This is a genomic window from Allochromatium palmeri, from assembly GCF_009720725.1.
Classification (GTDB): Bacteria; Pseudomonadota; Gammaproteobacteria; order Chromatiales; family Chromatiaceae; genus Thermochromatium; species Thermochromatium palmeri.
The window spans coordinates 1-13,062 of record NZ_WNKT01000065.1 but is presented as its reverse complement, the minus strand read 5'-3'; the positions used below and the strand labels follow the sequence as shown (position 1 = coordinate 13,062).

General features: G+C 59.5%; 10 protein-coding genes. 8 read left to right on the top strand and 2 right to left on the bottom strand.

Annotation, left to right across the window (positions count from 1 at the left end):
* Positions 1-82: 82 nt before the first annotated feature.
* The 7 genes from GJ668_RS18430 (at position 83) to GJ668_RS18400 (ending at position 9,285) form a co-directional block, all read left to right on the top strand.
* Positions 83-325 (top strand): type II toxin-antitoxin system Phd/YefM family antitoxin, encoded by a 243-nt coding sequence (locus tag GJ668_RS18430; RefSeq protein WP_155451578.1) that lies wholly within the window; start codon positions 83-85, stop codon positions 323-325.
* Positions 322-732 (top strand): type II toxin-antitoxin system VapC family toxin, encoded by a 411-nt coding sequence (locus GJ668_RS18425; RefSeq protein WP_155451577.1) that lies wholly within the window; start codon positions 322-324, stop codon positions 730-732. The genes GJ668_RS18430 and GJ668_RS18425 overlap by 4 nt, the downstream gene beginning before the upstream one ends.
* 411 nt (positions 733-1,143) lie before the next feature.
* Complete coding sequence (locus GJ668_RS18420) at positions 1,144-2,079, top strand: efflux RND transporter periplasmic adaptor subunit (protein WP_186343207.1); 936 nt, start codon at positions 1,144-1,146, stop codon at positions 2,077-2,079.
* Between the two features lie 28 nt (positions 2,080-2,107).
* Positions 2,108-5,602 (top strand): efflux RND transporter permease subunit, encoded by a 3,495-nt coding sequence (locus GJ668_RS18415; RefSeq protein WP_155451575.1) that lies wholly within the window; start codon positions 2,108-2,110, stop codon positions 5,600-5,602.
* Between the two features lie 534 nt (positions 5,603-6,136).
* A complete protein-coding gene (locus tag GJ668_RS18410) occupies positions 6,137-7,027 on the top strand; it encodes a PEP-CTERM sorting domain-containing protein (RefSeq protein WP_186343206.1) in 891 nt (296 codons plus the stop codon).
* A 53-nt stretch (positions 7,028-7,080) separates the two neighbouring features.
* A complete protein-coding gene (locus GJ668_RS18405; RefSeq protein ID WP_186343205.1) occupies positions 7,081-7,887 on the top strand; it encodes a class I SAM-dependent methyltransferase in 807 nt (268 codons plus the stop codon).
* Between the two features lie 366 nt (positions 7,888-8,253).
* The gene (locus GJ668_RS18400) at positions 8,254-9,285 is read left to right on the top strand and encodes a PEP-CTERM sorting domain-containing protein (RefSeq protein ID WP_155451572.1); all 1,032 of its coding nucleotides are present in this window, start codon (positions 8,254-8,256) and stop codon (positions 9,283-9,285) included.
* A 364-nt stretch (positions 9,286-9,649) separates the two neighbouring features.
* Here the strand turns inward: GJ668_RS18400 and GJ668_RS18395 are convergent, their stop codons facing one another.
* The gene (locus tag GJ668_RS18395; RefSeq protein ID WP_155451571.1) at positions 9,650-11,257 is read right to left on the bottom strand and encodes an FAD-binding oxidoreductase; all 1,608 of its coding nucleotides are present in this window, start codon (positions 11,255-11,257) and stop codon (positions 9,650-9,652) included.
* A gap of 118 nt (positions 11,258-11,375) precedes the next feature.
* On the opposite strand from GJ668_RS18395, the gene GJ668_RS18390 reads away from it, so the two are divergent.
* Positions 11,376-12,071 (top strand): N-acyl amino acid synthase FeeM domain-containing protein, encoded by a 696-nt coding sequence (locus tag GJ668_RS18390; protein WP_155451570.1) that lies wholly within the window; start codon positions 11,376-11,378, stop codon positions 12,069-12,071.
* Here GJ668_RS18390 and GJ668_RS18385 read toward each other — a convergent pair.
* Complete coding sequence (locus GJ668_RS18385) at positions 12,068-12,805, bottom strand: PEP-CTERM/exosortase system-associated acyltransferase (RefSeq protein WP_186343204.1); 738 nt, start codon at positions 12,803-12,805, stop codon at positions 12,068-12,070. The genes GJ668_RS18390 and GJ668_RS18385 overlap by 4 nt on opposite strands.
* Positions 12,806-13,062: the final 257 nt, after the last annotated feature.

The window sequence follows — 13,062 nt, the reverse complement described above, 5'->3', positions numbered from 1 at the left end:
AGAGGACTTGTCTACTCCAACTGTATGTGAGCGAACGATTTTTGCCAGCTGGTAAGATACTTTGTCCAAAGTCCAAAACCAGATGCAAACCGTCAATATTCACGAAGCCAAGACCCACCTGTCCCGCTTCGTCGACCAAGCAGCCGCTGGTGAGGAAATTCTCATCGCGCGCGCCGGCAAACCGATTGCCCGCTTGGTCGCTCTGGAATCCAAGAACGCGCAACCCAGGCCGCTGGGACTCGGCCGGGGTCGCTTTACGCTACCCCGTGATTTCGACTCCCTGCATGCTGAGGCCATCCTTCAGATGTTCGAAACCGGCGCATGAGCTCAACGAATCTCCAGTTTCTGCTGGATACCAACATCCTGCTGGCCGCACTGATCGAGCCGGACCGGCTGCCGGCCGAGATCCAACGGGATTTGCGTGATCCCGCCAACACCGTCCTCTTCAGCGCAGCCAGTATTTGGGAGATCGCCATCAAATATTCGCTTGGACGCGCCGATTTCGACTTCAATCTGCAAGACATCTTGGAACTGGCGGAACAGACGGGTTTTATCGAGCTGCCCATCGTTTCCCGGCATGTTCAAGCCGTCGCGGCACTGCCTTGGCATCATCGCAACCCCTTCGATCGCCTACTCATTGTCCAGGCCCAGTCCTTGCCAGCATATTTATTGACGCGTGATCGCGGCTTGGCGTGTTATTCGGATCTGGTGCGGTTGGTAAATCTCGACTAGGCCGAGGTGCGTAATTTCTCCTCCTCTGGATCAAGCGTGGTGCTAGCCATTGACTTGATAACGACGTAACGAGATTATTTCAAAATCGTCATGGCGGATACGGATGCGCCGCATCATCGGGTCTTCGCGCTGCGTTTCGAGGTGTACTACCGCGAACTGGGTTGAGAGAATCCAGACCTGTCGTCTGCCCTTCATCGGGCATTATGCTTGATCAGTGGATCATTGAGTGTCCCGGGCCAGACTCGGGCCGAGCCAGAGCGGTGATGCATGCTAAATCGATTCTTGCTAGCGCCTTCTTCAAGGTTTCCGGGTATGGCGCGGCGGCTCCTGATCCCCCTGTCATGGGTGCTTTTGACCGGTCTCTCATGCCTCTGTCTGGAGGCACTCGCAGCCGGCGAGGAACGACCGCCGGTGCCGGTTACCACCGACGAGTTGGGTTTGCTCCTGATCCATCCCACCCGCGATGCCCCGGCGACCGCCGTCAGCCTCAATCGGACCCAGGTGAGCACTGAGATCAATGGCGTGATCGCCGAGATCGGGGTGGAGGTTGGCGCGCGGGTGACACAAGGGCAGACCCTCGCCCGGCTCGACTGCGAACCCCATGCCATTGAGGTTGCCCGCGCCAGGGCGGCGCTGGAAGCGGGTCGCTCGACGCACGATTTCAGCCTGCTGCAACTGGCGAATGCGCGCCGGCTGTCAGAGAAGCGCAGCATCTCGCAGGAGGAACTGGACAAACGCACCGCCGACGCCCGCACTCTCAAGGCCGATGTGGATCGGCTACAGGCCGCGCTCGATGGGGCGCTGAACACCGAGCGCAAGTGCATCATCGCTGCGCCACTCAACGCTGTCGTGGTTGAACGGATCGCCAGCGTCGGCGATTACGCGGTCCCAGGAACCCCTATCCTGCGCCTGCTCGATGACGAAAACATCGAGATCAGCGCCAAGGTGCAGGAGCAGGATCTGGAAAGCCTGCAACAGGCACACGAGTCCTTTTTCATCATTCGCGACACCCAGTACCCGGTCACCCTGCGTACCGTACTGCCCCTGATGGAAACACGTCTGCGCACCCATGAGGTACGCCTGAGCCTGATGGACGCGCGGGTCGTCGCCGGTAGCACGGGCCGGCTGCGCTGGGTGGTGGGACGCGGACAGATCCCGGCGGATCTGATTCTCAAGCGCGGCGCCAATCTCGGGGTCTTTGTCCTGGATGGCGAGCAGGCCCGCTTCGTCCCGCTCCCGGAGGCGCGTCCGGGACATCCGGCGCCGATTGGTCTGCCCGCCGAGACGCGGATCATCCGCGACGGTCGCTACCAACTCGAGGACGGCGACCCGGTGCGCCCGCAATGAGCCGATCGCCCGTCACAATGAGGTCGCCATGTACGCGCGCCTGATCCGCAATCATGTCCTGACTAATCTGACCTTCGCGCTGGTCGTCATCCTCGGCGCAATCGCCTACATGCAACTCCCGCGCGAACAGGATCCGAGCGTCAGCTTCAACTGGGTGACGGTACGCACCATCTGGCCGGGAGCCTCTGCCGAAGACGTCGAGAACCGGGTGACAAATCCGCTGGAGGAGGGGATCGAGAAGATCGACGACGTCAAGTTCGTCAGCAGTAATACGCGCCAGGGCATCTCGACGATCACGATCCGTTTCGAGGACATCGAGCCGGAGGTCTTCGACAAGCGCATGGAGGATCTACGCCGCGAGATCCAGAGCCAGTTGCTGATTCTGCCCTCGGATGTCCGTCAACCCGAAATCATCGAGGTCAGCAGCGCCAACGCCTTCCCGACCGCAACCCTGGCACTGATCGGAATCGACGACGACGAGGCATTGAGACACGCGGCGGTCAATGTCAGGAAGGATATCCAGCGCATGACCGGGATCGACCGAGTGGAAACCATCGGTCAGACCCATCCGGAACTGCATGTCGATTTCGATCCGCACCGGCTGGTCGGACTCGGCATCTCGCCGGTCGGTCTGGCCGACACGGTGACGGCCTATTTCCGTGACCTGGCGGCCGGCGGCATCGAACTGGGCGATCAGCAGTGGCTGGTGCGTCTGGTGGGAACCAGCGATGACCCGCGCTATCTGGAGGATCTGCCGATCCTGACTGCCGCTGGCGAATTGCCATTGCGCTCGGTTGCGAACATCGAACGCGGCCGCAATGATGCCGAGGAATTCGTGCGCTTTGAGGGCAAGCCGGGCGTGATGCTTTCAGTGTTCAAGGCCGGCAACGCCAACAACCTCAGTCTGCTCGAAACCATTCGCGACTATATGGACGCGCGTAACCCGGCGCTTGCGACGCTGGGTCTGCGCCTGGTGCTGCTGGAAGATCAGACCATCGCGACCCGCCAGGCGGTGAAGGTCATGGAGGACAACGCCCTGGTCGGGCTCGCGCTGGTGCTCGTCATGGTGTGGCTCTTTCTTGGCTTCCGCATCGCGCTGCTGACCAGTATCGGGATTCCATTCGCGCTGGCCGGCGTCTTCATCGTCCTGGCGCTGCTGGGTCAGTCGCTCAACTCGACGACCTTGCTCGCCGTGGTCATCGCCCTGGGAATGCTGGTCGATGACGCGATCGTGGTCGTCGAGGCCATTTACCAGAAACTGCGCGAGGGTTACGAGGGCGCCGCCGCCGCGCTCGCGGGACTGCGCGAGGTCGGCATGCCGGTCGCCGCCGCCGTGCTGACGACGATCGCCGCCTTCCTGCCCTTGATGCTGATCCCGGGCGTGCTCGGCGACTACATGAAGTTCGTCCCGGCCGTGGTGACCCTAGCCCTCCTGTTCAGTCTGATCGAGGGATTCTGGATGCTGCCGAGCCACATGGTCGGGGCGCGTATTGACCTCAGCAAGCCCTCGCGGATCGAGCGGTTCAGGACGCGCGTGACCGACGGCATGCGCCGCCATTTCCGGCGGTGGCTGGTCCGCTTTCTCGGCCTGCGCTGGTTCGTGCCGGTCCTGGGCGTGGGTCTGCTCGCGGGTGCAGTGGCCATGGTCGCGGCGGGTCTGGTGCGAGTGGATTATTTCGCCACCGATCTCTACCGGCTCTTCTATATCAACGTCGAGATGCCGCCCGGCACCAAGGTCGAGAAAACGCTGGAGACCCTGGAGCGCGTCGAGGCACGGGTTCGTGAGCATCTGACCCCGGACGATGCGCACGCGGTCGTCATTTATGCCGGTCAGCGCTTCACCGAGACCGAACCCGTCTTTGGCGAGGAAAAGGGTCAGGTCTTCGTCAGTCTCAACCCGGCACAGACCGGGATGCGTAGCGTGGACACCTTGATCGAAGACATTCGCGAGGAGGTGAATGCGGTCGCAGGGCCGATCGAGATCTCCTTCCTGCGCCGCAAGCTCGGGCCACCGACGCAGAAACCGATCAACGTCAAGGTCCGAGGCAACGACATTGAGGATCTGCGGCTCGCATCCCGCGAGGTCAAGGGTTTTCTCGCCGGTGTCGATGGCGTGATCGACATCGGCGATGATGACACCCGCGGGCGCATGGAACTGCGGGTGCGGCTCAACCCCGACGCCATCGTGCGCGCCGGGCTGAGTCCGGCCGACGTCGTGCGGGTGGTGCGACTCTATGCCGATGGTGAGATCGTCGCCAGCATGCAGCACCAGGGCGAACGGCTCGAAGTGCGGGTACGGACCGAACCGCGCTCGCTGCTCGACACCCAATCCTTCCTGGATCATCCGGTGGGGCTTCCGGACGGCACCGAGATCGCGCTCGGCAAGCTGGTCGACTTCGACATCGAACAGACGACCAGCAACATCCGGCACTATGATTTTCGCCGCGCCATCACCGTCGAGGCCGACATCGACAGCACGCGCATCGATACCGTCACCGCCAACAAGGCCATCCGCGCCTTCTGGGCGCAGAACGGCACCCGCTTCCCCAACGTTAATCTCGACCTCACCGGTCAGAACGATGACATCGAGGAGAGCCTGGGCGCAATCGTCGTGCTCATGTTCGTCGGACTGGGACTCATCTATCTGATTCTGGGGGCGCAGTTCGTCAGTTACCGGCAGCCGCTGATCGTCCTGGTCACGGTCCCGATGGCCTTCGTCGGCGTCGTCGTCGGGCTCTTCGTCAGTGGTAATCCACTGAGTCTCTACACTCTCTATGGTGTCGTCGCCCTGGCCGGCATCGCGGTGAACGATGCCATCGTCCTCATCAGCACGGCCAACCGTTACCTGGCGGAAGGCGTGAGTCCGGCGCGTGCGATCATCTCGGCGGCACAGCGGCGTCTGCTGCCGATCCTCATCACTTCGCTCACCACCATCGCGGGCCTGCTTTCGCTGGCGACCGGGCTGGCCGGGGAGTCGATGATGTGGGGACCGGTGGCGACCTCGATCGTCTGGGGGCTAGGCTTCTCGACGCTGCTGACGCTTTTCTTCATCCCCTCGCTCTATCTGGGGATCACCCGGCCGCCGCTCTCGCTGCTGCAACGTCTGCCGCTCCTGCCGCTGCTGGCCGAGGACGCCCCCCGGCCCTGGCGTCGCTGGCTTGCGCGTCTCGGTGGCTCGACCCCGCGCGCCGTACTGCCACCATCCAGCATCCAGGAACCCGAGTACTGCCAGCGCTACCGGAGCGCTCTTGCGGCGATCGATAGCGGCGACCTGGAGCAGGCGATTCGCGGACTGCAATGGCTCGCCGACCACGACGTTCGCTCACCGCTTTTCAGTCTCTCGGTTGTTCAGGCGCTCCTGCTCTATGTGAGCAAGAACGGCTGGGACATCGGTTATATGAACCGCACCCGCCGCTATCTGGATCGCGCGCGTGCACTGGCCCCGGACGACGCGCGGGGCAGGGAACTGGAGCGTGTCTATCGCGAGCTGGACGTTCCGGGTGATCCTGTCACGGGGCGTTGAGGCTTTTGGGTGATGACGTTGCGTCGGCGGGGTGATATCAGGAAATTTGACAGTTGGGATCGTCCCCGCCGTCCGTCCTGGATGCGAGCCCGAAACAATGGCCACACCGCGTCCGACATCACATAAAAGCCAACAGAATGAGTCGGTTGGGGTGAGCGATGTGGACCCCAACGACGCCGCTAAAACAGAAAACGCCCCAGACCGGATGGCCGGGCGTGGCATATGCGACAGAAATCAGCGGTTAGGCCAAGCGTTGGGGGATGTTGAGGTTCACATTCATTCACCCCAACCGACGATCCTGTCAGGGTTTTTTACATTTTGCGAAAACCTGTACTCAAGACGGCTTGGGCGGATCGGGTTCGGATAAAAAATAGACTTTTAAAACAGGCATCTAACGATCAGATTTGTGGCATGGCACAGCGTTTGCATTATATTATCGCGACGGATACTAGCGAAAAGCGACCTGACACAACAGATCTCCATCGGCAGTATTCCTTAATCTTAAATCGATCAACTGATACTGAGGTAACGATCATGACAGAGTTCAAGAAAACCCTTCTCGGCGCCGCGACCTTGCTTGCCCTGTCGGCGCCAGTGGCAAATGCGGCAATTATTAGCGTGGACGGTGTATTTTGGGATCCCGATTGGGTAGCTGCAGGTGGCGCCTCAAAAGACTTCGGCGCAGCATCGGAATTTACGCAATGGTTCCAGAGCACCGGCACCGGCATAGACCTTAATAACATTGTTGATATCGAAAACAGTGGCAGTCCCGTCGGTAACTACCTTACAGGAGTCGGTATTTTTACGAGCTTCAATGCTGCCAATAATGCTGACGGTAATCCTACGCCTGAAACCACCCCAGCAAATTTCTGCCCTGGCTGTCAACTGACTTACGAGTTCGGTGGAATCCAACTTACTAGCGTATCAGGTACGCCTACTGCACCTATCTACGGGCTTGATTTATCAAGCGGTTACTTCAATGTATACACCGCTTCACCCGGCGCCTACGATTCTACTTCGACAACACCGGCAAACATTGCTTCTGCAACAAGCGGGAACCTTTTCCTATCTGGTGTCTTCGATCAATTTGCGCTTAGCACCACTTTTATCACCAGTACAGTAACTGGTAATGCAAATTTATCTGGAAGTGTCGAAGCTTTATTATCTGTGACGGGCGGATCAGCCTTTGAGAATTTTGATACGAACACCTTCACAGCGAGTCAGGGTCTTGCAGACTTGTTTTACACAGCTAGCTCACAGTTCAACATCCCCTTAGGAGGCAGCACCAATTTCTCTAACAGGTCTACCGGAGAGTTTCAAGGCGACACGGTTGCAGTTCCTGAACCCGCCACTTTGGCGCTGTTAGGCATCGGTCTGCTTGGTGCCGGCAGCTCGCGCATTCGCCGGAATCGCCGCGTAAGCTAAGCTAGCACGACTTCGTGATTTCGATTACGCCCCGCGTCATGCGGGGCTTTTTTATGTGGTACATCATGCGCCGCTTGCACCTTTTCGAACTTGAAGACTCTCCCCATCTTCCGTCTCCGATCCGCAACGGCATCACTGATTTCCTTGAATTTGCGGTTGTGGCTCCGCATCTCTACGCGCCGATCGTACCCCGGTTAAATCATGTCTTTGAGCATCGGCAAGTACGCCACATCATCGATCTCTGCGCTGGCGGTGGCGGCCCCTGGAAGCGCCTGCGCAACGACCTCAACGGGATACGTGACGGTCGAACGCGGCTTCAGTTGACCGACCTCTATCCAAATGTGCCCGCGCTGACGAAACTGAAAGTTGGGTACGGGGATCAGATAGACGTCGTCGTCGAATCGGTCAGCGCCATGGATGTCCCGACCCATCTCGACGGATTTCGGACGCTCTTTTCATCCTTCCACCACTTCCGACCGGCGCAGGCCCGCGCCATCCTCGCCGATGCGGTCGAGAAGGGGCAAGGCATCGCGGTCTTCGAGTCGACGCTGCGCCATCCACTGCTGTTGCTCTATATGCTGTTGACGCCACTGCTGGTCTTGCTCGCCACCCCGTTCATCCGGCCCTTCCGCTGGTCACGACTGTTCTGGACCTACCTGATCCCCGTGATTCCGTTTGCGGTCATGTTCGATGGCATCGTCTCATGCCTGCGCACCTACACGGTCGCGGAACTCCGCGACATGACGAAGGATCTCGGCGACGGACACTACACCTGGGACATCGGACTCGAACGCATCGGCCCATTGCCGGTGGGCATCACCTATCTGATTGGCTACCCCTCGCAAGCTGAATTGGGTTGAGTTCGCTCGTGTAGACGGTTGAGGTGAACGGACGTGAGCCACAACATCCGGTGCGGGTTGGGCCGGAGGCGTTGGACCGGCCACGCGAACGAGTCAACTAAAACAAAAAGGCAGCCCATGCACGCCATCGGGCGGCGTGCCGGTTGAGAGGGCGGATGGGACGCGATGCATACCCTAACTCATTGTCAGTAAATTTTACAATTCTGGTCGTAGGGCGATTCATTCGAGCACGGTCATGTCAAAAAAACCAAGATTTTCAAGTATTATTTTTTATGGTACGAGAAATGCCTGCGAGATTGCACGGTCTCGACGAATTAAGTCCAGATCCGGAGCATCCATACACCCAAATATCTGAGAAATCTCGCCATGTCTAAATCTATTTTCTTGCCTGCGGCACTGATCGCGTTCACCGGTCTTCCCATGACCCAGGTGTACGCGGGAACTGTTGGCTCAGGTTCCAACGTGAACTGCAACCCTGCAGACGTCCAAGTGACTTGGTATCAGCAAATCACTCCAGCGGTCGGCCCCCAAATTTCTGTAGTAAACCCAATCTCTGCCTTAACCTGTATCGGTGCCTATGATTCTAACGACAAACCGCAGCCGAAGACGAATCTCGGCTACGCGGACGATGGCCTGTTCAATGGCGAAAAAGATAAGCAGAGTGGTTTGGAGTTTGATCCAGGCGCCTTCATTGGGACGGTAAATGGCGTCAATACAGGTTTAGCGCTTCAGGATCTCGATAACGATGGGGTAGTCGATGATCCGGGCTGGATTACGGTGGGGAAATATGAGGACAAGGAGTTTACAGGGAATTTGGTTAATGGTCAGGACATCATTGGTGATGATGATTCAACTGGTGTTCTGCAAAGCTTTTTCTCGTGCACCGAAGGCAGCAGTGATACCAAGAAGTGTGACGACGACGACACCACATTTGGCAAGTGGAGTCTGACCCCTGATGCCGGAATTCCAGATCGCTTTGCGACTGCGTCAAGAGAGAGCGATAAGAGCTTTTTCGACGCCTTCGCGATCGTGCTTAAAGGCGGTGATTATTTTACGGCGTTTCTGTTCACTGCGGCGCAGTTCGGGATCACCGATTTAATGAATGTGTATAATTTTGGTGGTACGTTTACGATGCCGACAGTCAGCGTCACTGAAAAAGTAGAGCAAAAACAAAAAGTATGTACTGAGTATAAAAATAATAAATGTAAGGAGTGGGAGTGGAAGGATGTTTTGGTAGAAAAAACCACCACGAAGCAGTACGACCTGTCACACATCACCCTGTTGGCGCATGATCCGCAGGCCCCTGACAATGTCATTCCGGAGCCGGGCATCCTGACGCTGTTGGGAGTCGGTCTGCTCGGCTTCGGATGGATGCGACGCGCGCGTCTGGCCGGTTAGCGGTGTGGACGGATGAAGGACAACAGTGGAGTGACGCAACACATTAGGCTCAGCTGCGCAACCACGTTGAACGTGGCTCCAGCACATGAGGTTAAAACGCCCTCGGCAAAACCGGGGGCGTTTGGTGTGGGCGCGGCGTTGAATCACGGAGCGGAATCACACTTGCACATCCTACGCGGGCTAAATTTAAGCCGAGTGCCGTCAAGCTCTAGCAGATACAACGCGCTCACAACCTCGCCAGGCTTGCCCAACAGATCGCTGTAAAATATTCTGACAATCGCCTGACGGCTACGCCGTTCTGGTCGCCATCGCTGCAACCTTGGCGAGCGGCGACGGCAACCATCGCCGCCGCGAATCGCCCCGTTCAACCATACCGCCCCGGCGCCAAAATCCCTTGCGGATCAAACGCTCCACGCAACCGCGCATGAAATGTCCTGGATTCGCCCAGCAACCCCTCCAGCCTGTCCATCCCATCCACCCCCACCCGGTACGGAAAACAGCCCAATCCACGCCCGGCCTCCAGCAACTCGGCATAACAAGCGCTGGCAGCGGCTTGCGCGGTCGCGTCGTCGCGCTGAAAAACCACAGGAATCGTACTGTCAAAAATCCTGTCACTGATCGAGGTGAGGGTGATGAGCGGCTCGATGCCATGCGCCGGGGCGATACGCTTGACCATCTCGACATAGGCGCGCACGGCCTCGGGGCGCATCGGCACCAGCGGGGCGTACCAGCGCAGACCGCAGCCGTCGCGGGCCGGATCCAGCGGACCGTCGGTGAGCGGTCGCGGATTGCGCCAATAGCAGAGCGGCAGGGCGGTTTCGTTGGGACGGCCGGCGACCAGTTCGAGTGACTTCGCCAGGGTGCCGGTGGTGTGGGCCAGACGCCGGGCGAAGCCCCCGGGCAGCCGGCGTGCGATGCCAGACAGGGTGCTGGCCTGCTCGGGACTCAGGAACAGCAGGCGCGAGGCGACCCCGGACAGCGCCTGGCGGATCTCGCGCTGGGCGGCGATGACCAGACGGCGGGGTCCATAGAGGGTTCCGAAGCCCGTCCAGGGGAGGATCTGATACTGCGCGCCGAGCTGCCGCACGAACGCCTCGGGAATCAGACCGCGCTCATCCAGCCGATCTACCGGAAAGGGCGCGGTCATGGCGAGCACCCGGCGCTGGTTCATAAGGTTGATGCCGCCCACGATCCCCGGCAGACGTTGCAGAATGAGGCGGACCCGCTCGACGGCGGCTTCGAGCAGGGCATCTTCTTTGAGACTGAACAGAATCGCCTTCACGCACTCCGGCCGACGCGCGAGCTGAATGCTCATCCGGGTCACGATGCCGAAACCGCTTTGCGTGAACAAACCCGTGAAATAGGGACCAATGCCCCAGCGGAAGAGCCGCGCCAGATCCTCACCGCCGGCCTCGCGCAGTGCGCTCCGGTAGCTCGACCCATCCGCAAGAACGGCCTCCAGATCGGTCACAGCCCCAAAGTGATCGGTATAGGGCGTGATGCCGTAGCCACGCTCCAGGGCATTGCCGATCAGGCTGCAATGCGGTCCGGCACCGGTGACAGGCACCAGAAACGGATGCCCGCCCTGATCGAGAAAGTCAGCCAACTGGCCTTGGGTAACACCAGGCTCTAGGGTCACGACACCCAGCTCGGCATCGAAGTGAATAATGCGCCTGAGCGCCCCCAGATCCAGGATCACGCAATCGTCGCGGACCGGCAGGGCCGTACCATAGCCCCAGTTCTTACCCGTACTAATCGGATAGAGCGGCACCTCGTAACGGGCGGCGATCGCCACGATCGGCGCGACCTGTTCGGCGTCCTGGACCCGAAGCGCCCCAACCAGACGTCGTTGCAAGCCGCTCGTATCGGCGCCGTACTCACGCCAGGCCAGATCGCTATCGAGAACCTGGGCCGGACCCAAGAGATCCCGCCACGCCTGAAGCGCGGCGCTCGATCGAGTGATGAAATCCATGCCCTGCTCTCCACACGCTTGTTGGGGGAATGAGGTCAAAAAGCCGACATCCATCACAACTTTAGATATAGTTGCTTTTCATGAGTCCGCGCACCCTAGAAACTTGAGTTCTCATTCGATGCCAATCCAACTCAAAATCGCCTGCACCCCCAAGGAAATCGACGATGCCCTGTGGTTGCGGCACGAGGTCTATATCAAGGAGGAAGACAAATACAGCGGGCGCTGCTGGCCCGATGAACGTATGGTTGATCGCTTTGATGCGCTTCCCAGGGTGGCGCACATCATCGCCTATGACGCCGATCAACCCATAGCCACGCTGCGAGTGAACGGCGACATGGGGCTGGGACTGCCGCCCGAGGCCCATTTCGACTTCAAGTCCTTCCTGCCAAGCCACTTGGCCGACTCGTCGGTACAGCCGATCATCGGTGCAGCGGGGTTGCTGGTCATCCGCCAAGACTGGCGCCGACGCCACAACCTGCTGCCCGCCCTGTACCGTAAGGCGGCCGGTGTCCTGCACTCCTGGAATGTGACACACGTCATCGCCATCGTCAGTCAGACCACGGCGCGCTTCTATCGCCATCTAGGATTCAAGCCCTTGGCCGACGCCTTTGTCATCGAATCGATCGGCGATGTCGTCGTTCCTATTCTGGCGCGTGCCGAGGATGGTTATCGCTGGGCCTTCGGTCCTAGCGGCGCGCCCCAGGAGCCGGTTTGGCCAGAACGGCGGCGCTCCCCACATCCAAGCCGACAAATCCACCTACCCTCGACGGCGGTCAGGGACATCCGCCATCACAGGGTGTCGTCCAAACACTAAACCTGAACCCCTAAATCCTCCGCGATCGCCTCCAGCAGCGCCAGCAGCGGCGGCGTCAGATGCCCGAAGAGCATGGGACGCGAGATATGGAAGGGCGCGCGCGCCCCGCGAAACTCGATCGCCTCGCCCACCGGCTCGAAATAGATTCCGCCAAAATGCAGATGCCGCGCCAGACGCGGCTCCATCATGGCATAAACGCTCGTCATCCCCTCGGCTAACCCCACCGTGGCCGCCGCCAGATAGAGCCCCAAGGCGATATGCGGAAAACGCCGCCGGTCATCCATGGTCCAGTCGAACAGCTCGGGTCCATGCCCATCCGGTGAGTCACGCTCACCCGGCCGGCGCCGGAACTGCTCACGCAACGCCAGACGCGAGATCTCGCCGAAACAGCCCTTGCATTGCTTGAGCGGATTCTGCTCCGAGTTGAACAGCGCGGGATCGTAATGCGCCAGCAACGGCAGACAGGGTTCGGGACTGTCAGGACCAGGCCTGACCAACCGCACCGCGCCCGCATCGCGTCCGGAGGGACGATGGATCAGCAGACAATGGATCGAAGTCTCATCGAACTCATCGATCTCGCGCCCGTCCGGAAAATCATCCGGATCCTCCCATCCCAGCTCGCGGCAGTAAACGTCATAGCGCAGACGAAAGACCCGATCGCGCAACTCATCCGTGTCGGCAAGCTTGATATTGAAGTATTCGTGATAGGGTGTGACAAGATCGATGTCGGACACGTCTGCGTTCCCCAAAAAAATCCTGAAAGTCCCGCCGTTCAACATCGCCTGCACACGAAACACGCCCAAGCGCGCAACGATGTGGTAGACGCTCATTGCAAGCAGCATAATTGACCCAGACTTGAGGTCAAGCCTTGTTTCGTACAATAGTTGGACTTTGGACAAAAACACGCTCCTTCCCAGTGCCCAGTAGGCCTTCTTGAAACTTTTCGTGGTATGCATCCGATCAAGCCGTCGCGGTGAGCCTCGGTTGGCGC